This is a genomic window from Frondihabitans sp. PAMC 28766 (assembly GCF_001577365.1).
GTDB lineage: Bacteria > Actinomycetota > Actinomycetes > Actinomycetales > Microbacteriaceae > Frondihabitans.
In genome coordinates, this window is sequence record NZ_CP014513.1 from 2,242,488 (window position 1) to 2,264,716 (window position 22,229).

Sequence of the window (22,229 nt, forward strand, 5' to 3'; positions counted from 1 at the left end):
AACAGATGCCCACGACAATCCACACTCCGCGCGCGCTCGAAAAGGGCACGCTCCGCGTCATCCCGATCGGCGGCCTCGGCGAGATCGGCCGCAACATGACCGTCTACGAACTCGACGGCAAGCTGCTCATCGTCGACGCCGGCGTGCTCTTCCCCGAAGAGCACCAGCCCGGGGTCGACCTGATCCTGCCGGACTTCTCGCCCATCAAGGACCGCCTCGACGACATCCTCGGCGTCGTGCTCACGCACGGCCACGAAGACCACATCGGCGCGGTGCCCTACCTCCTGCGCCTCCGCAAGGACATCCCTCTGCTCGGCTCGACGCTGACCCTCGCCCTCGTCGAGGCCAAGCTCAAAGAGCACCGGATCCAGCCGTATTCGCTGGCCGTCAAAGAGGGCCAGATCGAGAAGCTCGGCCCGTTCGAGCTCGAGTTCGTCGCCGTCAACCATTCCATCCCCGACGCCCTGGCCGTCGCGATCCGCACCACCGCGGGTCTCGTGCTGCACACCGGCGACTTCAAGATGGACCAGCTGCCGCTCGACGACCGCATCACCGACCTCCGCGCCTTCGCCCGTCTCGGCGAAGAGGGCGTCGATCTCTTCCTGCCCGACTCGACCAACGCCGACGTGCCGGGCTTCACCGCGCTCGAGCGCGACATCGGGCCGGTGCTCGACGACATCATCGCTCGCGCGCCGCGCCGCGTCGTCGTCGCCAGCTTCTCGAGCCACGTGCACCGCGTGCAGCAGGTGCTCGACGCCGCGCACGCCAACGGGCGCCGCGTCGCCTTCATGGGCCGGTCGATGATCCGCAATATGACGATCGCCGCCGACCTCGGCTACCTCCGGGTGCCCGAGAACGTCCTCATCGACTCGAAGAAGGCCAAAGACCTTCCCGACGACCGCATCGTCTACATGTCGACCGGGTCGCAGGGCGAGCCGATGGCGGTGCTCGCACGCATGGCCAACCTCGAGCACCAGATCGAGATCGGCGAGGGCGACACCGTCATTCTCGCCTCGAGCCTGATCCCCGGCAACGAGAACGCTGTCTACCGCGTGATCGACGGGCTCACCAAGCTCGGGGCGCACGTGGTGCACAAGGGCAACGCGAAGGTGCACGTCTCGGGGCACGCCTCGGCCGGCGAGCTGCTGTACTGCTACAACATCCTGCGCCCCAAGAACGTGCTGCCGGTGCACGGCGAGCACCGCCACCTCTACGCGAGCGCCGCGCTCGCAGAGCGAACCGGTGTGCCCGCGAAGAACATCATCACGGGGCAGGACGGCATCGTGGTCGACCTCAAAGACGGCGTCGCGACAGTCGTCGGCCAGCTCGACCTCGGCTTCGTGTACGTCGACGGATCGAGCGTCGGCGAGATCACCGACGCCGACCTCAAGGATCGCCGCGTGCTCGCCGAGGAGGGCTTCATCAGCGTCTTCATCGCGATGGACCCCGCCACCGGTCGTGTCGTCGTCGGGCCGGAGATCCAGTCGCGCGGCTTCGCCGAAGACGAGAAGGTGTTCGACGATGTGCGGCCGAAGATCCTGGCGGCGCTCACCGAGGCCGCCGAGAACGGCATGCGCGACACGCACGGCTTCAGTCAGGTCGTGCGGCGCACCGTCGGGCGCTGGGTGAACTCGAACCACCGCCGCCGCCCGATGATCGTGCCGGTGGTCATCTCGGCGTAGCGGGGCGTGTTGCTGCTGTTACTCATGTGACTGACACGCCCTCAAATACAGGGGGCGTGTCGGCCGTAGACGGTAGCTTTACGGCATGCCTACGAGCACGAAGCCTTCGTCGCGAACGCGCGCGGCCGCCCCGAAGTCCGGTGGCCGCGCCCCGCGCGGTGGTGCGGCGCGCACGGCGCCCACCAAGCGGCTGCCCGCGGCCAAGCAGACCGTCGTCGTCGACCACGGCCCCGACCTCGGCACTCGTGCCTGGCTGGGGCTCGCGCACCTCGTCGGCGGCGCCTTCCGTGTCTTCGGGCGCGAGACGCTGGACGCGACCGAGCGTCGCGACGGCGTCCCGTTCTTCCTCGTCCTCCTGGCCATCGCGGGTGCCGTCGTCGAGTGGCTGAACCCCGGCGATCCGATCGCCACGGCTCTCGACCACTACACGTTCGGCGGGCTCTTCGGCCGCGTCGCCTACGCGCTGCCGGTCATCATGGTGGTCTTCGCCGGCTGGCTCTTCCGCCACCCGTCGAGCGTGCACGACAACACACGCATCGGCATCGGGGTCGGCCTCGGCGTGGTCTCGATCTCGGGGCTCTGCCACATCTTCGGAGGCCGCCCCGTCGCCGCCGACGGAATGTCCGGGCTCGCCGCGGGGGGCGGGATCCTGGGCTGGGTCGTCGCCTCCTGGATGGTCAATCTGCTCACGGTGTGGGTGGCCGTGCCCATCGTCTGCATCGTCTTGGCGCTGTCGATCCTGATCATCACCAAGACGCCGCCGAACCACATCGCGCGTCGGGTGCACGAGCTCTACGCCTACCTGTTCGGCACCGCCGGCCCTGCCGCCGACGAAGCGGCCGAGCGCAGCGCGGCGAAGGTGTCAGTTGCTGACCAGGCCGAGCGCGACGACGCCGAAGACGAGGCCGAGCTGCCCTGGTGGCGCCGCAACAAGAGCGGCCGCGAAGAAGACCCCGCCTACGACTCTCCGGTGGTCGCCGAGACAGCGCCGACCGAGGCTCTCGACTCGAAGAAGAAGCGTCGCGGGCGCAAGAGCGAGGCCCCGTCGTTCACCGACATCATCGAAGGAGACGCGAACGAGAACGAGTTCGGCACCGGTCTGCTCGACGAACTCGGTTTCGCCGAAGACGCGCTGGCTCATCAAGGCGGTACGGCCCCCACGACCGTCATCCCGACTCCGTCGCTTCCTGTCGTCACGCCCGCGGTCGCGCTCGGGCCGTCCGACGCCGCGGCCGACTTCTTCGAGCCCGACGAGGCCGACGCCACGCCGAGCTTCGCTATGGCCGACGACCACTCGTCCGACACCCCCTACCGCCTGCCGGCGGTCTCGACACTGAGCCCCGGCGACCCCGCCAAGACGCGCAGCGAGGCCAACGACACGATCGTCGCGGCCATCACCGAGGTGCTGACGCAGTTCAACGTCGACGCCCGCGTCATCGGCTTCAGCCGCGGCCCGACGGTCACCCGCTACGAGATCGAGCTCGGCCCGGGCGTGAAGGTCGAGAAGGTCACCCAGCTCTCGAAGAACCTCAGCTACGCGGTCGCGTCGAACGAAGTGCGCATCCTGTCGCCGATCCCCGGCAAGAGCGCGATCGGCGTCGAGATCCCCAACACCGACCGCGAGATCGTGTCGCTCGGCGACGTGCTGCGCTCGTCGGCGGCCACCAAGAGCACGCACCCGATGACGATCGGCGTCGGCAAAGACGTCGAGGGCGGCTACGTCGTGGCCAACCTCGCGAAGATGCCTCACCTCTTGGTCGCAGGATCAACGGGGTCGGGCAAGTCGAGCTTCGTCAACTCCATGATCACCTCGCTGCTGATGCGTGCGAAACCCAGCGACGTGCGCATGGTGCTCATCGACCCGAAGCGCGTCGAGCTCTCGATCTACGCGGGTGTGCCGCACCTCATCACGCCCATCATCACGAACGCCAAGAAGGCGGCCGAGGCGCTCCAGTGGGTCGTCAAGGAGATGGACATGCGCTACGACGACCTCGCGTCGTTCGGCTTCCGTCACATCGACGACTTCAACAAGGCCGTGGTGAACAACGAGATCGTGCTGCCACAGGGCAGCGAGCGATCGCTCAAGCCCTACCCCTACCTCCTGGTCGTCGTCGACGAGCTCGCCGACCTCATGATGGTCGCGCCGCGCGACGTCGAAGACTCGATCGTGCGGATCACTCAGCTCGCCCGCGCGTCGGGCATCCACCTGGTGCTCGCGACCCAGCGCCCTTCGGTCGACGTCGTGACAGGCCTCATCAAGGCCAACGTGCCGTCACGGCTCGCGTTCGCCGTGACGAGCGTCACCGACTCGCGCGTCATCCTCGACCAGCCGGGCGCCGACAAACTGATCGGCCAGGGCGACGGCCTCTTCCTGCCGATGGGCGCCTCGAAGGCGATGCGCGTCCAGGGCGCCTGGGTGCAGGAGAGCGAGATCAACGCGGTCGTCAAGCACGTCACCGAGCAGGCTCGCCCCGAGTACCGCGCCGACGTGGCCGCCGTGGCCGAGAAGAAAGAGATCGACGGCGACATCGGCGACGACCTCGAGCTTCTGCTCGCGGCGGCCGAGCTGGTCGTCTCGTCGCAGTTCGGCTCGACCTCGATGCTGCAGCGCAAACTGCGAGTCGGGTTCGCCAAGGCCGGTCGCCTGATGGACCTCATGGAGTCGCGCGACATCGTCGGCCCCTCCGAGGGGTCGAAGGCTCGCGACGTGCTCGTCACCGTCGAGCAGCTGCCGGGAGTGCTGGCGAATATCCGCGGCCAGCAGGGCCCGACGGGTGCGGCCCCCGCTCGACCCACGGTCGACGACGGCCGGTACAGCCCCGAGGTCGCGGCCAACGGCCAGACCGGCGGCGGCTCGTACAGCGCCGACCCGGTCGCCGACATGACCCGCGGCTATGACGAGGTCGGCTCTGCCGACGACTCGGAGGACGCCTGGGGCCTGACAGGACGAGACTGAGTCCATGACGACACCCACCGGATCCGACGGCGCTGCATCGCCCGCGCCCGCGGCCAAGACCTTCCCGTTCACGGGGCGCATCGTCAGCCGCGGCGACGGCCCGGCGAACACGGCCAATATCGCGAACATCATCACGGTCGTGCGCATCCTCATGGCGCCGCTGTTCTTCGTGCTGCTCTGCGTCGACGACGGTCACGACGGGACGCTGCGAGTATGGGCCGCGGCCATCTTCGTCGTCGCGATCCTCACCGACAGCCTCGACGGGTTCCTGGCCAGGCGTCAGAACCTCGTCTCCGATTTCGGCAAGATCGTCGACCCTCTGGCCGACAAGGTGCTCACTGGCGGCGCGTTCATCGTGCTGAGCGTGCTGGGCGAGCTGCCCTGGTGGGTGACCGTCATCATCCTGATTCGCGAGGTCGGTATCACGGTCTACCGGTTCGCCGCGCTCCGCAACCGCGTCATCGCGGCCTCGCGCGGCGGCAAGCTCAAGACGGTGCTGCAGGCGATCGCGCTGACGCTCGCGCTCTTCCCGTTCGTTCACTGGCTGGGCGACTGGTTCGACTACGTCAACATCGTGGTCATGTCGTTGGCGTTCATCGCGACCGTGCTCTCGGGGCTCGACTACATGCGCGTGGCCTTCCGTGGGTCGCGCGGCACCGAGCACGCGTGAGTGACTCCGCTCGTCCCACCGCCCTGGCGCAGGATGTCGTCGCCGCCCTGAAAGACCGAGGCCTCACCATCGCAATCGCCGAGTCGCTGACTGGGGGTCTGGTCGTGGCGTCGCTCGTCGCCGTGCCCGGCGCCTCGGCTGTCGTGGCCGGGGGAGTCGTCGCCTACCAGACAGAGCTCAAGCACTCGCTGCTCGGCGTCTCGGCCGATCTCCTGGCCGCGCACGGCGCGGTGTACCCCGACGTCGCCGTCGAGATGGCCCTCGGCGTGCGCGAGCGGCTCACCCTCGATGGCGCGCCGGCCGACATCGGGCTCGCGACGACGGGGGTCGCCGGGCCCGATCCGCAGGACGGCCAGCCCGTCGGTACCGTCTACGTGGGAATCACCTGGGGCGAAGATGTGGAAGTCCTGCCCCTCCTACTGGAGGGTGACCGAGCGGCAATCCGATCGGCTACGGTCGTCGAATCACTCTCCGCAGTCCAGCGGATGCTCAGCAGCCCGAGGGAATAGCGGGCGTTTCGGTCTCGTTACATCTCGTAGCTTCACAAGCTCCACCCACGATCCCCTGGCTACAGTGAAGTCTCCACTGTTCGCAGTGGGGCAGCGGGTCAGCTAGTGTTACCACCCACCCAGGCATTCCGGCCGCGGTGGGTCGTCCTCAGGAGGAGGGTCCTATGGTTCTCGTACGTCAAGAAATCGGTGACGTCCTTCGTGACTTCCGCCTGCAAAAGGGCCGCACGCTTCGTCAGGTCGCTTCCAAGGCCAGCGTCGCGCTCGGTTACCTCAGTGAGGTCGAGCGTGGCCAGAAAGAGGCCAGCAGCGAGATCCTCGCGTCCGTGGCGGACGCTCTCGAGACGCCCATCTCAACCATCATGCGTGAGGTAGGGGACCGCATGGCGGTCCTTGAGGGGCTCAGCCCCGTTCCCGACACGCTCCCCGACGACCTCGTCGCCGAGTTCGACGACCTCGCTGTCCGCTAAGCGGCAGCAGCTCTTCGACTCCGCCGAGAGGCGAACGCCCCGTCCGGTGTGGACGGGGCGTTCGTGCGTCCGGGCGCTCCATCGTCGGTGGCTGTGGCTATTCTCGACAGGTGCGCAAGAGTGAGTTCGCCCGAGCGGTCGTCGACGAGTTCGGCGAGGGCTACGGTCGCGTCGTGACCCGCGACGTCGTCCTGCCCGCCCTCGGCAACGTCACCGCCGACGACGCGATCACCCGCGGCGACGACCCGCGCGACGTCTGGCTGGCCCTCTGCGACGTCGAGAACGTGCCGCCCGAGCGCCGCTACGGCGTCGGCCTGCCGAAGCCCCGCCGCTAGCAGCGTCGCCGCCCGACGTGGTTTCCGGGGCGCAGGATCCGACGGGTCGACAGGGCGCGACACGCCCCTTTCGTCACTCGAACATGTGTTCGGTTCGGTGCTAGCCTCTCCTCCACAGGGAGTCGCTGGGCTCCGGTTCTCCACAGATGTCTGCCGACGCCCCACAGTGTCGGTGGCCCTCCGTAGTGTTCCGGTCAACAGCGCTTCTCTCAGCCTTGTCGTCAGCCTTCGGTACTTGTTTCTGCCTTGCTCCATCGGCCCGAAGGAACGCGACAGCCTATAGGCGCACCGAGCCCACCTCGTCGAGGTGACGATCCCCCAAGGAGACACCATGCCCTCAGTTGCAGACCGCGAGAAGGCCCTCGAGACCGCCCTCGCCCAGATCGATCGTCAGTTCGGCAAGGGCGCCGTCATGCGCCTCGGCAGCGACGAGCGCGCACCGGTCGCCGTGATCCCCACCGGCTCGATCGCCCTCGACGTCGCGCTCGGCATCGGCGGGCTACCCCGCGGCCGCATCGTCGAGATCTACGGCCCCGAGTCGTCGGGCAAGACGACCCTCACGCTTCACGCCATCGCCAACGCGCAGGCCGCCGGCGGCATCGCCGCCTTCATCGACGCCGAGCACGCCCTCGACCCCGAGTACGCCCGCAAGCTCGGCGTCGACATCGACGCCCTGCTCGTCTCGCAGCCCGACACCGGCGAGCAGGCCCTCGAAATCGCCGACATGCTGGTGCGTTCCGGGTCGATCGACCTCGTCGTGATCGACTCCGTGGCGGCGCTCGTGCCCCGCGCCGAGATCGAGGGCGAGATGGGCGACTCGCACGTCGGCCTTCAGGCCCGCCTCATGTCTCAGGCCCTTCGCAAGCTGACTGGTGGTCTCAGCCAGACCGGCACCACGATGATCTTCATCAATCAGTTGCGCGAGAAGATCGGTGTGTTCTTCGGCAGCCCCGAGACGACCGCCGGCGGCAAGGCACTCAAGTTCTACGCGTCGGTGCGCCTCGACATCCGCCGCATCGAGACCCTGAAGGACGGCACCGACGCGGTAGGCAACCGCACCCGCGTCAAGGTCGTCAAGAACAAGATGGCGCCGCCCTTCAAGCAGGCCGAGTTCGACATCCTCTACGGCGTCGGCATCTCCCGCGAGGGCAGCCTGATCGACTTCGGTGTCGAGCACGGCATCGTGCGCAAGTCGGGTGCCTGGTACACCTACGAGGGCGACCAGCTCGGCCAGGGCAAAGAGAACTCGCGTAACTTCCTCATCACCAACGCGGCCGTCGCGGACGAGATCGAGCAGAAGATCCTGGCCAAGCTGGGTGTCGGTGGCGCTACGGCCGCGGCCGACGATGCCCCGGCCACTGCGGCGGCTCCGGCTTCCGGCGCCAAAGACGCAGCGCCGGTCGAGCCCATCCAGCGCAAGCTGGCGGAGCGCAAGGGCGCATGACCAGCGACGACGACCGCCTCGCCCCCGTCACACCTCTCTTCGGCCAGCAGCCTGCGGCATCACCGTCGCACCCGGCCGGCCGAGGCCGCGGGGCTGGGGCGAGCGGTCGTCGCTCGGGTCTGCGATCGGCGTCCGGCGCCGAGGGATGGGCTGAGGCCGATGAGGCGCTGCCTGGCGCCGACGAGCCCGGTGCCGACGAACCCGCTGCGGGCGAGTCCGGTGCCCACGAACCCGCTGCCGGCGAGCCCGCTCCCGTCGCGGCGCTGCCCACCTATGCCGCGTTCGCCGCGAAGAGCGAGCCCGAGGCGGCAGCCCGCCTACCCCGAGCGAAGAAGCCCCTGTCGGCAATGAAGGCGGCCGTGGCTCGGCGCGACGGTTTCTCGACCGGCGCGGTCGACGACGACGACGGCCCCGGCGCAGGCCCGGAAGAGACTGTCGAGGCAGCACGCACTCGCGCCGAGAACATCAGCCTGCACGCGCTCTCGCGCCGCGGCGTCTCGTCGGCCGAGATGGCCAAGACCCTGCGCTCGCGCGACCTCCCCGACGAGGTCGTCGAGCACGAGATTGAGCGCCTCGAGCGCGTCGGCCTCCTGAACGATGCCGAGTTGGCCGAGAACCTCGTGCAGACCAAGCAGTCTCGCAAAGGGCTCGGCAAGAGCGCGATCAGCTCGGAGCTGCGTCAGCGCGGCCTCGCGCAGGAGGCGATCGACGCCGCTGTGGCCGAAATCGACGACGACGACGAGCAGGCGCGTGCCGACGAATGGGCGCACAAGCGAGCCGGCCAGCTGCGCGGCCTCGACCAGGCGACCGCCGAGCGGCGCCTCAACGCCTTCCTCATGCGGCGGGGCTATCGCTCCGAGGTCATCCGTCGCGCCGTCGAGAGCGCTCTGCCGCGCGGCGGCTCGCGCGGAGGCGGCGTGCGCTTCGAGTAGCGAGCACCGCTTCGCGTGTCGCACCTCTGACCGGCTGTCGCACCTCTCCTAGGCGCGGAGTCGCAGTCCGGCCGCGGGTGCGAGGTCTCCGGTCGGGTTCGGCAGCGGCGAGCCGACGATTTACACTTGAGCCTCATGACGACCGTTCTCGAGAACGCCCAGCCGCGAGTCGGCGCGACCGGTGCCCCGCGCACCTACGAGGTGCGCACTTTCGGGTGCCAGATGAACGTCCACGACTCCGAGCGCCTCAGCGGCTCGCTCGAGGCCGCCGGCTACGTTCCCGCCGACGGCGCCGAGGCCGACATCGTCGTGATCAACACCTGCGCCGTGCGAGAGAACGCCGACAACAAGCTGTACGGCACCCTCGGCCACCTCGCGTCGACGAAGCGCACCCACGAGGGCATGCAGATCGCCGTCGGCGGCTGCCTCGCCCAGAAGGACAAATCCGTCATCCTCGACAAGGCCCCTTGGGTCGACGTCGTGTTCGGCACTCACAACATGGGCTCGCTGCCGACGCTCCTCGAGCGGGCGCGGCACAACGATGAGGCGCAGCTCGAGATCCTCGAGTCGCTCGACGTCTTCCCGTCGACTCTGCCGACCAAGCGCGACTCGACCTACAGCGGCTGGGTGTCGATCTCGGTCGGCTGCAACAACACCTGCACGTTCTGCATCGTGCCGTCTCTGCGCGGCAAGGAGAAAGATCGTCGCCCCGGCGAGATCCTGTCGGAGATCCACGCGATCGTCGACGACGGCGCCATCGAGGTCACGCTGCTTGGCCAGAACGTCAACTCGTACGGCGTCGAGTTCGGCGACCGCGGCGCCTTCGCGAAGCTCCTCCGGGCTGCCGGCGACATCGAGGGCCTCGAACGCGTGCGGTTCACGAGCCCCCACCCGGCTGCCTTCACCGACGACGTGATCGACGCCATGGCCGAGACGGCCAACGTCATGCCGCAGCTGCACATGCCGCTGCAGTCGGGCTCGGATCGCATCCTGAAGGCGATGCGTCGCAGCTACCGCAGCGAGAAGTTCCTCGGCATCCTGGACCGCGTCCGCGCCAAGATGCCGAACGCGGCCATCTCGACCGACATCATCGTCGGCTTCCCCGGCGAGACCGAAGAGGACTTTCAAGAGACTCTCCGAGTGGTCGAGGCCGCCCGTTTCGCGAGCGCCTTCACCTTCCAGTACTCGATCCGCCCCGGCACGCCGGCGGCCGATCTCCCTGACCAGATCGCCAAAGAGGTGGTGCAAGAGCGCTACGAGCGCCTCATGGCGCTGCAAGACCGCATCTCGTTCGAAGAGAACCAGAAGCAGGTCGGCCGTCGCGTCGAGCTGCTCGTCGCCACCGGGGAAGGCCGCAAAGACAGCGCGACCCACCGTCTCTCGGGTCGCGCCGAAGACAGCCGCCTGGTGCACTTCGCCGTGCCCGAGGGGGCCGAGGCGCCGAGGCCGGGCGACGTGGTCACTGTCGAGATCACCGACGCCAAGCCGTTCTACCTCATCGCCGACGAGACCGAGTCGACGCCGTTCACGGTGCGCCGCACCCGGGCGGGCGACGCGTGGGACCGCGCGGAGGCGGCATCCTGCGCTGTCCCCGCTCACGGGAGCAGCGCCGATGCAGGAGGTCAGCCCGCCCGCGTCTCGCTGGGGCTGCCCACGGTGCGCGTGGAGACGAGCCCGAGCGTCGCCACCACCCCGATCTACGACCCGACGGACGGTCAACGCTGAGCGAGCCCGGCCCGAGCATCGGCGAGGCTCCCGACCCGGGCCACCCGGGCAGCGACCGGTATGCCGTCGTGGTCGGTGCCACCGGCACCGGCAAGTCGGCCTTCGCCCTCGATCTCGCCGACGAGCTCGCTCGACGCGGCAGGGCGGCCGAGGTCGTGAACGCCGACGCCATGCAGCTCTACCGCGGCATGGACATCGGCACGGCCAAGCTGCCGGTCGCCGAACGTCGGGGGATGGCTCACCACCTCCTCGACGAGCTCGACGTCACCGACGAGGCCAGTGTCGAGTGGTATCAGCGTCGTGCCCGTGAGGTGATGGCGGCGATCCTCGCGAACGGGAGCGTCCCGATCCTGGTCGGCGGGTCAGGTCTGTACGTGTCGGGCGCGATCTTCGACTTCCGCTTCCCGGGCACCGACGCGGATGTGCGCGAGAGGTACGAGACGATGCTCACCGAGGAGGGCGTCGGCGCCGTGCACCGGCTGCTCCGCGATCGTGATCCTGCCGCCGCCGCGGCGATCGGCTCCTTCAACGGCCGCCGCATGGTGCGCGCGCTCGAGGTCGGCGAGATCACGGGCGAGCCGTTCGCAGTCGGCCTGCCCGAAGACGCCCTCACCTGGCGCAGCCCGCAGGTGGTCGGCCTCGCCGAAGAGCGGGCGATCCTCGTCGAGCGACTCGACGAGCGCGTCGACACCATGTGGCACGACGGCCTCGTCGCCGAGGTCGAGGCTCTGCTGCCGAAGGGTCTCGAGCAGGGCGTGACTGCGAGCCGTGCGATCGGCTACGCGCAGGCCATCGCCGAGGTGCGCGGCGAGCTGAGCGCGACCGAGGCGCAGGATGCCACGAAGGCACTCACGAGACGCTACGCACGTCGGCAGGTCAGCTGGTTCCACCGTTACCCGCGCGTGACGTGGGCGCACGCCGGCCAGCCCGAGGCCGTGCGGGCGGCCGCCGATACACTCGTCGGGTGACCACCACCGTCCGCTTCACCAAGGGCCAGGGCACGGGCAACGACTTCGTGCTGTTCTCCGACCCCGACGCCTCGTTCGACCTCACCCCCGAGCGCATCCGCGCCCTCGCCGATCGCCGTTTCGGCGTGGGCGGCGACGGCGTGATCCGAGCCGTTCGCAGCGAGAAGCACCCCGAAGGGGCTGCGGCTCTGGCCGAGGACGAGGCCGCGGAGTGGTTCATGGATTATCACAACGCCGACGGCAGTGTGGCCGAGATGTGCGGTAACGGCATCCGCGTCTTCACGAAGTACCTGATCGAGCAGGGGCTGACCACGCTCGAGCCCGGCGAGACCCTCGCCATCGGCACTCGGGCCGGCGTGCGAGACGTGCAGCTCAGTCGCGGCGGTTACCTCGTCGACCTGGGCCGGTGGTCGCTGACCGGGGGCGAACCCGAGGTGACGGCGCGGAGTCTGCCGGTCGCCCGACCGGGTCTCGCGCTCAGCATCGGCAACCCGCACGTCGTCGTGGCCCTGGCCGGTGCCGACGAGCTCGACGGCATCGACCTCGGCGTCGCGCCGGTCGTCGAGCCCGTGCCGGTCGACGGGGCCAACGTCGAGTTCGTCGTGCCCGAAGAGCCCCTCGTGGCCGATGGCGTAGGTCGGATCCGCATGCGCGTGCACGAGCGAGGCAGCGGCGAGACCCTGTCGTGCGGCACCGGCGCGGCGGCGGCGGCCCTGGCGACGCGATACTGGGCCGGCCAGGGTGCGCCCGATCAGTGGCGCGTCGACGTGCCCGGCGGCACTGTGCACGTGCGGATGTTCGCGACCCAAGACGGCGAGCACGTGTCGCTCAGCGGCCCGGCCGAGCTCGTCTTCACCGGCGACCTGGTGATCTGAGGCGGGGTCTGGCGGTCGCGCCGTCGCGCGGCTAAACTGGCAGCACTATGAAGATCTGAGACCCCACCTACAGTCGAGCCGCCCTGAGCACTCGATAGCCCTTCGAAGTCGTCGTTCGCTCGACTTCGATCACGCCGGTCAGTGCTTCGTTTAGCCACTTCTGCAGCGAGTCGGCACCCAGGTTCTTCGCGACCACGAGGTACGCCTCCATGTCGATGCCGAGCCGGGGCAGCCACTGTTGCAGGATCTCGTGGAGCACCGTCTTGCCGACCCTGATGGGCGGGTTCGACCAGATTCCGTCGAACACCACATCGTCAGGAACACCGTCGGGTGTCACGGCATTGATGTTGGTGATGCCGGCCCGCGCAGCGTTCTCGCGAAGCAGGTCGAGCACTCGCTCGTTGACGTCGACGGCCCACACGGTGGCGTCAGGCGATCGGAGAGCCAGGGTCAGGGCGATCGGCCCCCATCCACAACCCACATCCAAGAAGATGCCGTCGCGCGGTGGTTGCGGCATCTCGGCCAGGAGCACGTGCGTGCCCGGGTCGATCCGCCCGGGCGAGAAGACGCCCGCGGCGGTCGCCAGAGAGAGTGTCCGCCCCGCGAGCTCGACCGTGATCTCACGCGGTTTCAGCTCGCTGGAGGGCTTCGACGAGAAGTAGTGCTCGCTGGCCATCCCCACAGATTATCGAACCTGAAAGGTCTAATGTGACTGCAATGACAGAGGACGGCACCACGAGCACGGAGCGCGAGCAGCAGGACGACGTCGTCGACCGCATCCTGCGCGGATCCGAGGCCCGTGCCGGGCTGTCCGTCTTCTCGCCCGCCCAGGCGATCCAGACCCAGGGGCTGACACGCCCCGTCGACTACCAGGGCACCCCCGGCGACGACGGCGACCAGTTCGACCGCGAAGACCGCCAGGCGCTGCGACGCGTCGCCGGTCTCTCGACCGAGCTCGAAGACGTCACGGAGGTCGAATACCGGCAGCTTCGACTCGAGAACGTCGTGCTCATCGGCGTCTACTCGCAAGGCACGCTGCAGGATGCCGAGAACTCTCTTCGAGAGCTCGCCGCGCTTGCCGAGACGGCCGGCGCCGTGGTGCTCGACGGGCTCCTCCAGCGTCGTCCGCACCCCGACCCGAGCACCTATCTCGGCTCGGGCAAGGCGCTCGAGCTCAAGCAGACAGTGATGGCGCTCGGCGCCGACACGGTGATCGCCGACACCGAGCTGGCCCCGAGCCAGCGACGCGCGCTCGAAGACGTGGTGAAGGTCAAGGTGATCGACCGCACGGCCGTGATCCTCGACATCTTCAGCCAGCACGCCAAGAGCCGGGAGGGCAAAGCTCAGGTCGAACTCGCGCAGCTCGAATACCTTCTTCCTCGCCTTCGCGGCTGGGGTGAGTCGATGTCCCGCCAGGCCGGTGGCCAGGTCGGTGGTGCGGGCGCCGGCATGGGCTCGCGCGGCCCCGGTGAGACGAAGATCGAACTCGACCGTCGCCGCATCCACACCCGCATGGCGATCCTGCGCAAGAAGATCAAAGAGATGAAGCCGGCTCGTGTCGCGAAGCGCGCCAATCGCGTGCGCAACACGGTTCCGAGCGTTGCGATCGCCGGCTACACCAACGCGGGCAAGTCGAGCCTGCTCAACCGGCTCACCCGGGCCGGCGTGCTGGTCGAGAACGCCCTGTTCGCGACTCTCGACGCAACCGTGCGCAAGAGCATGACCGACGACGGCCGGCCGTTCACCTATTCCGACACCGTCGGATTCGTGCGCAACCTGCCGCACCAGCTGGTCGAGGCGTTCCGCTCGACGCTGGAGGAGGTCGAAGACTCCGACATCATCGTGCACGTGGTCGACGGCTCGCACCCCGACCCGGCTGCTCAGCTCGCGACGGTGCGCGACGTGATCACCGAGGTCGACGGGCGAGACATCCCCGAGGTCGTCGTGTTCAACAAGAGCGACCTCGTCGACGACAGCCAGCGTCTCGTGCTGCAGGGCATGGTGCCGGATGCGATCTTCGTGTCGGCTCGCACCGGCGAAGGAATCGACGAGCTGCGGGCCCGCATCGCCGAGCTGCTGCCGCGGCCCGAGGTCGAGCTCGACCTGCTCGTGCCCTACGACCGAGGCGAGGTGATCGCCCGGATCCACGAGATCGGTCGCGTCGTCGACGTCGAGTACCTGCCCGAGGGAACGCGCGTCACCGCGCGGGTCTACCCGCAGGACGCCAGTGGTCTCCAGCAGTTCGTCAGCTGATTCCGGCGAGGGTGAGCCGGCTGCGAGGCCCGTTCACCCCGCCGGAACCACCCTCACCGCGACCTTCCTCCGTGTCGGCACGGGATCGAAGGGCTTCCGGAAGCACGTTCGCGCGGACGGAGAGCCCTTCATCCTGCGCTCCGATCTGGGCGGCTCACCGAGCGCCGATCGCGAGTCGACACGGCGGCCGATCGCTTCGTTCGCGCATTTCACCGACATCCACATCCAGGACAGCCAGTCACCCGAGAGGGTCGAGTACCTCGACCGGTTCCTCGACGTGCTGCCGTCGACGCCCTTCCGGGCGGCGTATCGACCGCACGAGATCCTGTCCGTGCAGGTCGCCGAGGCCACGGTCCGCGCGATCAACGCGCTGGCCGTCGGGCCCGCCACGGGCGAGCCTCTGGCCTTCGCGGTGTCAACCGGCGACGCGACCGACAACTCGCAGCTCAACGAGCTGCGCTGGGCGATCGACCTGCTCGACGGGGGCGAGGTTCGGCCGGACAGCGGGCGCATCGGCGTGTACGAGGGGGTCTCCGACCAGGATCCGGCGCGATACGACCCGAACTACTGGCATCCTGACGGCACCCCGAAGGGCGCAGTGGGCGGTGACGACGTCTACCGGCGTGCCCAGGGCTTTCCCGTCGTGCCCGGGCTGCTCGAGGCCGCCATCGCGCCCTTCGTCGCCGTCGGGCTGAAACTGCCCTGGTACACCGCTCACGGCAACCACGATCTGCTCTCTGCGGGCAACTTTCCTCGGTGGCGGTTCCTCCGTCGAGCGGCGGTCGGTGGGCGTAAGCGCGTGGCGCTGCCCGGCTTCCGGCAGCTGATCTATCGCGGGCTGCGAATCGCCCTGCGACGACCCGTCGAACACCCGCTGCTCGCCCGCACGGTGACTTCCGACCCGGGCCGGAGGCTCGTGAATCGTGAAGAGATCGTGCAAGAGCATTTCGCGAGCCACGGCCTGCCCATCGGCCACGGCTACACCGACGACAACCGGCGACGGAAGACCGCCTACTACGTCGCCGACGTCCCCTCCGCCGAGGGGGTGGCGCCGCTTCGCATGATCGTGCTCGACACCGTCAACGAGAACGGCGAGGCCAACGGCTCCCTCGACGCGGCCCAGTTCGCGTGGCTGCTGACGACTCTCGACGCAGAGCCGACGCGTCTCACGATGGTGGTGAGCCATCACACCGCGACGACGATGAAGAACAGGATCCAGACGCCGGCCCAGTTCGTGCGTCACGGGTTCCGTGGGCGAGTGACAGGTGACCGCCTGGTGGCCGCGCTCCACAGGCGCCCGCAGGTAGTGCTGTGGCTGAACGGCCACACGCACGAGAACATCATCCGGCCGCTCGAGGGCCCTCGCGGCGGCGGGTTCTGGGAGGTCACCACGGCTTCGCACATCGACTGGCCGCAGCAGGTGCGCACCGTCGAGCTCGCCGACAACGGCGACGGCACCCTCTCGATCTTCGCGACCGTAGTCGACAGCCTGGCGCCGATGAAGTGGAACGGCCGCATCGGCGATCCGCTCGACCTCGCCTCGCTGTCGCGCGAGCTGGCTGCCAACGATCCGCAGGAGTCGATGCGCGACGCCCGCCTCGTCGACGGCCTCCGGGGCGGCCCTCTCGATCGCAACGTCGAGTTGCTCCTGTCGATGCCACCCGGAATCGTTCTCTGATCGAAGGGGCGGATGTCGACCGACGTCCGCCCCTTGTGGGCTTCGCCTTTCGCGAGCTTGCTAGATGGAGCGCAGTACCGCGACGACCTTGCCGAGGATCTGCGCGTGGTCGCCCACGATCGGCTCGAAGTTCGAGTTGCGGGGTAGCAGCCAGGTGTGGCCGTCGCGCTGACGGAACACCTTGACCGTCGCCTCGTCGTCGAGCATCGCCGCGACGATCTCGCCGTTCTCGGCGTCGCCCTGCTGGCGCACGACCACCCAGTCGCCGTCGCAGATCGCGGCGTCGATCATCGACTCGCCGACGACCTTCAGCATGAACAGCTCGCCCTTGCCGACCAGGGTGCGCGGCAGCGGCATGACGTCTTCGACCTGCTGCTCGGCTGTGATGGGGATGCCCGCTGCGATGCGGCCGACCAGCGGCACGTGGGCCGTGACGTTGTCGTCATCGTCGTCGTACCGCACGATGCGGGGCTCAGGATCGGGAGTGGCCGGGTCGGCGAGCAGCACCTCGAGGGCGCGGGGCCGGTTGGGGTCGCGGCGAATGGCGCCGGCCAGCTCGAGCTGGTTCAGCTGGTGCGTGACACTCGACAGCGAGGCGAGGCCGACGGCGTCGCCGATCTCACGCATGCTCGGCGGGTAGCCGCGGCTGGCGATGGAGTCGCGGATGGCCGCGAGGATGAGCGACTGCTTGGCCGTTAGCGGCTTTTTCTCTCGAAGGTTCTGCCGTGCTCGGACGTCGGCGGGCTCCGTCTGGGCCTTCGTGGCGTCGCTCATGCGTCTCCTTCTTCGAATGTCGGTGGCCCCTGGTGTACTGACGCCATCGATCGAAACTGTATCCGGTCGAATGTCGCAGAACAAACACATGTTCGAGTGTGTCGCGTGTTTTTCTGACGATTTTCGGCTAGGAGGGGTTGAAATCGTGTCTATTCGAAGATATGTTCGGAACAGGTCTTCGTGAGAGGCCCCTCCCGGCCGAGAGGCCTTCTCGCGAAGCCCGACCACTTCCCTTGTTGAAAGGATTCCCTCATGAGCGCAACGATCACCGCTTTCCCGTCCTTCGGTGCTTCCGGCACGTCGGACCGCGCCGGCTACCGCTCCGCTGAGATCGGCGCCGTCGTGCGCGAGACGCAGGCCCGCACCGGTGCCGGTACGCGACCGGCGCGCATGCGCCTCCACATCACGCGCCGCGGCCGCGCGGTGCTCGGCACCGTCGTCGCCGTGCCGCTCTTCGCGGTGCTCGCCGTGTTCATGCTCAGCGGCGGGGGTGCAGCGGCCTCCGGATCAGCCGGGCACATCCACTTCGAGCACGTGACGATCGCGTCGGGCGAGACGCTCTGGCAGGTCGCCGAGCAGGTCGCCCCGAAGTCCGACCCGCGCGACGTCATCGCCGACATCGTCCAGCTGAACGACCTGCCGAGCACCGAGGTCATGGCGGGCCAGAGCATCGCGATCCCCACGCAGTACGAGCACTGAGCCCGGCTCGGTCCTCCCGCGCGGCGGCCCGCACCACCCTCGGGGGTGGTGCGGGCCTTTTCGCGCCGGCTGCGCCTGCCCGTGTCGCCGCCGAAGGGCGGTGCGGTCCGGAAACGCGGCGTGCGGTGCGGACTGCGGGCGGCGGTGCACGCCGCGAGCGCGACCGGGGGAGTAACCCGCATCCTGCGCCCCATAAAATGTGAGCGTGGCTATCTCACTCGACGACCTGCCCATTCGCGACGACCTCCGTGGTCGGTCGCCCTACGGCGCACCGACCGACAAGGTGCCCGTCGCGCTGAACGTCAACGAGAACACGCATCCGATCCCGGAAGACGTCGCCCGCGACATTGTCGAATCGGTCGCCAAGGCCGTGCTCGAGGTCAACCGCTACCCCGACCGCGAGTTCACCGAGCTGCGCGAGTCACTGGCCCGCTACCTCGGCCACGGCATCGAGGCCGCCGGTGTCTGGGCGGCGAACGGGTCGAACGAGGTGATCCAGCAGATCCTGCAGGCCTTCGGCGGCCCCGGGCGCACGATCCTCGGTTTCCCTCCCACCTACTCGATGCACACGATCATCGCGAGCGGCACGGGCACCGAGTGGGTCTCGGGGCAGCGCGACGCGAACTTCGAGATCTCGCCCGCGACCGTGGTGCGAGAGATCGAGCGCGCCGACCCCGACATCGTGATCCTGTGCGGGCCCAACAATCCGACGGGCACGCCGCTCGAGCTGGCGACCATCGAGGCCGCCTACAACGCGGCCCGGGGCATCGTGCTCGTGGACGAGGCCTACGCCGAGTTCATGCCGGCCGACAAGCCGACCGCGCTCACGCTCCTCGAGGGGCGCCCGCGCCTGCTCGTCTCGCGCACGATGAGCAAGGCGTTCGCCTTCGCGGGGGCCCGGGTGGGCTACCTCGCCGCCGACCCGGCCGTCATCGACGCACTGCGCCTCGTCCGTCTGCCGTATCACCTGTCGTCGCTGACGCAGGCCGCCGCCGTGGCAGCCCTCCGTCACGCGCCGGAGATGCTGGCAATGGTCGACGACATCAAGGGCCAGCGCGATCGCATCGTGCACGTGCTGACTGAGCTCGGCTACGAGCCGTACGAGACGTGGTCGAACTTCGTGCTCTTCGGCGGGGTCGACGACCCGCACGCGGTGTTCGAGCAGCTGCTCGAGCGCGGCATCATCGTGCGCGACCTGTCGATCCCGGGGCACCTGCGCGTGAGCGCGGGCACCGAGGCCGAGACCGGCGCGTTCCTCGACGCCTTGCGCGACATTAGGCTCGGGGCATGAGCGAGCAGAGCACCACGTCAGACACGATCGCCCCCCAGACGATCGCTTCTGAGACGATCGCCGGCGGGACGACCGGTCGCGCAGCGCTCACGCACCGCACCGCCGCCGTCAGCCGCACGACAAGCGAGTCGAGCATCGAACTGTCCATCGACCTCGACGGCACGGGCTCATCGTCCGTCGACTCGTCGGTACCGTTCTACGACCACCTGCTGACGGCGCTGTCGAAGCACTCGCTCATCGACCTGACTGTCAAGGCGACGGGCGACACCGACATCGACGTCCACCACACGGTTGAAGACATCGGAATCGCATTCGGGGCCGCTCTCAAGCAGGCGCTCGGCGACAAGGCGGGCATCCGCCGCTACGGCGACGCGCTCGTGCCGCTCGACGAGGCGCTGGTGCAGGCGGTCGTCGACGTGTCGGGGCGCCCGTATCTCGTGCACACGGGCGAGCCCGCGGGCTTCGAGTTCCACCTCATCGGCGGCCACTTCACCGGGTCGATGGTGCGGCACGTCTTCGAGGCCATCACCTTCAACGCCGGGCTGACGGTCCACGTCACCGTCCAGGGCGGCCGCGACCCGCACCACATCGCCGAGGCGGAGTTCAAGGCGTTCGCCCGCGCGCTGCGTGCCGCCGTCGAGCCCGACCCTCGCGTCACCGGTATCCCGTCGACGAAGGGCGCGCTGTGACAGCAGCACGACCCGACGTCGTCGTGCTCGACTATGGCTCGGGCAACGTCCACTCGGCGCTGAAGGCGCTCGAGCTGGCCGGCGCCGACGTCGAGCTGACTGCCGACCCCGACCGGGTGAAGGCGGCCGACGGCCTCTTCGTGCCGGGCGTCGGCGCCTTCTCCGCGGTGATGACCCAGCTGCAGTCCGTCCGCGGCGCCGAGAAGATCGACCGTCGGCTGGCCGGAGGCCGCCCCGTGCTGGGCATCTGCGTCGGCATGCAGGTCATGTTCGATCGCGGTGTCGAACGCGGCGCCACGATGGAGGGGCTTGGCGAGTGGCCCGGCACCGTCGACGAGCTGAAGGCCGACGTGCTGCCGCACATGGGCTGGAACACCGTCGAGGCGCCTTCCGACAGCGTCCTGTTCGAAGGCGTTCGCGACGAGCGGTTCTACTTCGTGCACTCATACGCCGCGCAGGAGTGGACGCTCGAGGTCACGGGTCGGCACCGCCCGCCTCGAGTCACGTGGGCGAACCACGGCGGCCCGTTCGTCGCCGCCGTCGAGAACGGCCCCCTCTGGGCGACACAGTTCCACCCCGAGAAGTCCGGGCAGCCCGGCATCCGCCTGCTGACCAACTGGCTGCAGACGCTGTAGCCCGCTCTCCGCCCCATTGCAACGAGAAAGCCACATGAGCGACAACACCACTCTCCCCGCCCTCACCCTTCTGCCCGCGGTCGACGTCGCCGACGGCAAGGCCGTGCGCCTGACCCAGGGCGAGGCGGGCACCGAGTCCGACTACGGCGATCCTGTCGACGCCGCCCTCGACTGGCAGCACCAGGGCGCCGAGTGGCTGCACCTCGTCGACCTCGACGCCGCGTTCGGGCGGGGCAGCAATCGCGAGGTCATCCGGCGCGTCATCGACCAGGTCGACGGGCTGAAGATCGAGCTGTCGGGCGGCATCCGCGACGACGCCTCGCTCGGCGAGGCGCTCGGCGCCGGCGTCACCCGCATCAATCTCGGCACGGCCGCGCTCGAGAACCCCGAATGGGCCGCAGAGGTCATCTCGCAGCACGGCGAGGCGATCGCCGTCGGCCTCGACGTGCGCGGCACCACCCTCGCCGCTCGCGGCTGGACGAAGGAGGGCGGCGACCTCTGGGAGGTGCTCGCCCGCCTCGAGGAGGCCGGCTGCTCGCGCTACGTCGTCACCGACGTCACCAAAGACGGCACGCTCAAGGGCCCGAACATCGACCTGCTGCGACAGGTGATGGAGCGCACCGACCGACCCGTCGTCGCCTCCGGCGGCATCTCGAGCCTCGACGACCTCGTCGCGCTGCGCGAGCTGGTACCGCTCGGGCTCGAAGGGGCGATCGTCGGCAAGGCGCTCTACGCGGGCGCGTTCACGCTGCCCGAGGCGCTTGGCGTCGCCGGCCGCTGATGGCCGACCAGCACGCCCACGACGAGCATTCGCACGCCTCGGCGCACACACCGCCGCCGGGCGCTCCGGCGGTGGACAGCGCCGGCCGCCCCTGGGCCGGCCGCACCTTCCAGGCGCACGACACCGCCTACGCCGGCGACGACGGCTCGGCCGACGCAGGCCTCGTCTTTGCGCTGACCGCCTTCCACGACGCTCAGGTCGGGGCGGACGCCGTCGTCGACGCGCTCCGCGGCACCCGCCTCCTGATCCCGCTCATGGCCCACGCCGGCGACGAGGGTCTGAACGAGCACGGGGTGCGCGTCGACAAGACGCAGGAACTCGCGATCGTCACAGTCGCAGGTCCCGGAGGCCGCGCCGTGCTGCCCGCGTTCTCGTCCGTCGACACGCTGCGCGCCTGGGATCCTGCCGCCCGCCCGGTGCCCGCCGACGCGCGCCGCATCGCGATCGCCGCAGCTTCCGAGCAGACCGAGCTGCTGGTGCTCGACCCCGGGTCGCCGACCGAGTTCGGCCTCCGCCGACCGGCCCTCTGGGCATTGGCGCAGGATCACGACTGGGTCCCGTCGTACGCCGACGACGAGGTGGGCGCCGCCTTCCTCGCCGGCGCGCAGGACGAGCCGTCGGTCGCCTCGGTGGGCATCGCGGCCGGCTCCACGACGGCGCGCCTGGACGGGCCCGAGATCGTCGTGCAGCTCGCACTGCGCCCGGGGCTCGATCGCTCGGCCCTCACGGCCCTGCTCGAGCGCGTGCAGCAGCGCTGGGCCGCCAGCGAAGTCGTCGCCACGCGCGTCGACAGCATGACCGTCAAGGTCGTCGCGGCGACTTGAGGCGGGCTGGCCGCCTCGCTGGTTGACGGGCCCAGTGAT

Annotated in this window: 21 protein-coding genes; 19 read left to right on the forward strand and 2 right to left on the reverse strand. The window is 69.2% G+C overall.

Annotation, left to right across the window (positions count from 1 at the left end):
• Positions 1-5: 5 nt before the first annotated feature.
• The 11 genes from AX769_RS10840 (at position 6) to dapF (ending at position 12,566) form a co-directional block, all read left to right on the forward strand.
• Complete coding sequence (locus AX769_RS10840) at positions 6-1,682, forward strand: ribonuclease J (protein WP_066279103.1); 1,677 nt, start codon at positions 6-8, stop codon at positions 1,680-1,682.
• Positions 1,683-1,767: 85 nt separating this feature from the next.
• Positions 1,768-4,638, forward strand: a complete 2,871-nt coding sequence (locus tag AX769_RS10845) for a DNA translocase FtsK (RefSeq protein WP_066279105.1) — start codon at positions 1,768-1,770, stop codon at positions 4,636-4,638.
• A 4-nt stretch (positions 4,639-4,642) separates the two neighbouring features.
• On the forward strand, positions 4,643-5,308 hold the full coding sequence (gene pgsA / locus AX769_RS25200) for a CDP-diacylglycerol--glycerol-3-phosphate 3-phosphatidyltransferase (protein WP_066279112.1): 666 nt from the start codon (positions 4,643-4,645) through the stop codon (positions 5,306-5,308).
• Positions 5,305-5,817, forward strand: a complete 513-nt coding sequence (locus tag AX769_RS25205) for a CinA family protein (protein ID WP_066279118.1) — start codon at positions 5,305-5,307, stop codon at positions 5,815-5,817. Before pgsA ends, AX769_RS25205 begins: the two co-directional genes overlap by 4 nt.
• A 164-nt stretch (positions 5,818-5,981) precedes the next feature.
• The gene (locus tag AX769_RS10860) at positions 5,982-6,287 is read left to right on the forward strand and encodes a helix-turn-helix domain-containing protein (RefSeq protein ID WP_066279119.1); all 306 of its coding nucleotides are present in this window, start codon (positions 5,982-5,984) and stop codon (positions 6,285-6,287) included.
• A 110-nt stretch (positions 6,288-6,397) separates the two neighbouring features.
• Positions 6,398-6,622: a DUF3046 domain-containing protein gene (locus AX769_RS10865; RefSeq protein WP_066279124.1), complete on the forward strand. Its 225-nt coding sequence runs from the start codon at positions 6,398-6,400 to the stop codon at positions 6,620-6,622.
• A gap of 331 nt (positions 6,623-6,953) precedes the next feature.
• Positions 6,954-8,066 (forward strand): recombinase RecA, encoded by a 1,113-nt coding sequence (recA, locus tag AX769_RS10870; RefSeq protein ID WP_082763736.1) that lies wholly within the window; start codon positions 6,954-6,956, stop codon positions 8,064-8,066.
• Positions 8,063-8,998, forward strand: coding sequence for a regulatory protein RecX (locus AX769_RS10875; RefSeq protein ID WP_066279127.1), 936 nt, complete (start codon positions 8,063-8,065; stop codon positions 8,996-8,998). Before recA ends, AX769_RS10875 begins: the two co-directional genes overlap by 4 nt.
• Before the next feature lie 135 nt (positions 8,999-9,133).
• Positions 9,134-10,723, forward strand: a complete 1,590-nt coding sequence (gene miaB / locus AX769_RS10880) for a tRNA (N6-isopentenyl adenosine(37)-C2)-methylthiotransferase MiaB (RefSeq protein ID WP_157887576.1) — start codon at positions 9,134-9,136, stop codon at positions 10,721-10,723.
• 68 nt (positions 10,724-10,791) lie between these two features.
• Positions 10,792-11,691 (forward strand): tRNA (adenosine(37)-N6)-dimethylallyltransferase MiaA, encoded by a 900-nt coding sequence (gene miaA / locus AX769_RS10885; RefSeq protein ID WP_239451759.1) that lies wholly within the window; start codon positions 10,792-10,794, stop codon positions 11,689-11,691.
• Positions 11,688-12,566, forward strand: a complete 879-nt coding sequence (dapF, locus tag AX769_RS10890; RefSeq protein WP_066279133.1) for a diaminopimelate epimerase — start codon at positions 11,688-11,690, stop codon at positions 12,564-12,566. The genes miaA and dapF overlap by 4 nt, the downstream gene beginning before the upstream one ends.
• 67 nt (positions 12,567-12,633) lie before the next feature.
• On the opposite strand, the gene AX769_RS10895 is transcribed toward dapF, so the two are convergent.
• A complete protein-coding gene (locus tag AX769_RS10895; RefSeq protein WP_066279135.1) occupies positions 12,634-13,242 on the reverse strand; it encodes a class I SAM-dependent methyltransferase in 609 nt (202 codons plus the stop codon).
• Positions 13,243-13,283: 41 nt separating this feature from the next.
• On the opposite strand from AX769_RS10895, the gene hflX reads away from it, so the two are divergent.
• Together hflX and AX769_RS10905 are read left to right on the forward strand one after the other, a co-directional pair.
• Complete coding sequence (hflX, locus tag AX769_RS10900) at positions 13,284-14,819, forward strand: GTPase HflX (protein WP_066279137.1); 1,536 nt, start codon at positions 13,284-13,286, stop codon at positions 14,817-14,819.
• Positions 14,794-16,497 (forward strand): TIGR03767 family metallophosphoesterase, encoded by a 1,704-nt coding sequence (locus AX769_RS10905; protein ID WP_066279140.1) that lies wholly within the window; start codon positions 14,794-14,796, stop codon positions 16,495-16,497. The genes hflX and AX769_RS10905 overlap by 26 nt, the downstream gene beginning before the upstream one ends.
• Before the next feature lie 60 nt (positions 16,498-16,557).
• Here AX769_RS10905 and lexA read toward each other — a convergent pair whose 3' ends face one another.
• Positions 16,558-17,271: a transcriptional repressor LexA gene (lexA, locus tag AX769_RS10910; RefSeq protein ID WP_066279143.1), complete on the reverse strand. Its 714-nt coding sequence runs from the start codon at positions 17,269-17,271 to the stop codon at positions 16,558-16,560.
• Between the two features lie 252 nt (positions 17,272-17,523).
• Between lexA and AX769_RS10915 the strand changes: the two genes are divergently transcribed.
• From AX769_RS10915 to AX769_RS10940, 6 genes are all read left to right on the forward strand, one after another.
• Positions 17,524-17,970 carry a LysM peptidoglycan-binding domain-containing protein gene (locus AX769_RS10915; protein ID WP_157887577.1) on the forward strand — a complete coding sequence of 149 codons (447 nt, stop codon included), beginning with the start codon at positions 17,524-17,526 and terminating at the stop codon, positions 17,968-17,970.
• Positions 17,971-18,175: 205 nt separating this feature from the next.
• Positions 18,176-19,261 carry a histidinol-phosphate transaminase gene (locus tag AX769_RS10920; protein WP_066283531.1) on the forward strand — a complete coding sequence of 362 codons (1,086 nt, stop codon included), beginning with the start codon at positions 18,176-18,178 and terminating at the stop codon, positions 19,259-19,261.
• Positions 19,258-19,950, forward strand: coding sequence for an imidazoleglycerol-phosphate dehydratase HisB (hisB, locus tag AX769_RS10925; RefSeq protein ID WP_082763737.1), 693 nt, complete (start codon positions 19,258-19,260; stop codon positions 19,948-19,950). Before AX769_RS10920 ends, hisB begins: the two co-directional genes overlap by 4 nt.
• Positions 19,947-20,585 carry an imidazole glycerol phosphate synthase subunit HisH gene (gene hisH / locus AX769_RS10930; protein ID WP_066279149.1) on the forward strand — a complete coding sequence of 213 codons (639 nt, stop codon included), beginning with the start codon at positions 19,947-19,949 and terminating at the stop codon, positions 20,583-20,585. The genes hisB and hisH overlap by 4 nt, the downstream gene beginning before the upstream one ends.
• 34 nt (positions 20,586-20,619) lie before the next feature.
• The gene (priA, locus tag AX769_RS10935) at positions 20,620-21,366 is read left to right on the forward strand and encodes a bifunctional 1-(5-phosphoribosyl)-5-((5-phosphoribosylamino)methylideneamino)imidazole-4-carboxamide isomerase/phosphoribosylanthranilate isomerase PriA (RefSeq protein ID WP_066279152.1); all 747 of its coding nucleotides are present in this window, start codon (positions 20,620-20,622) and stop codon (positions 21,364-21,366) included.
• Complete coding sequence (locus AX769_RS10940) at positions 21,366-22,190, forward strand: SseB family protein (protein WP_082763739.1); 825 nt, start codon at positions 21,366-21,368, stop codon at positions 22,188-22,190. The genes priA and AX769_RS10940 overlap by 1 nt, the downstream gene beginning before the upstream one ends.
• Positions 22,191-22,229 lie beyond the last annotated feature (39 nt).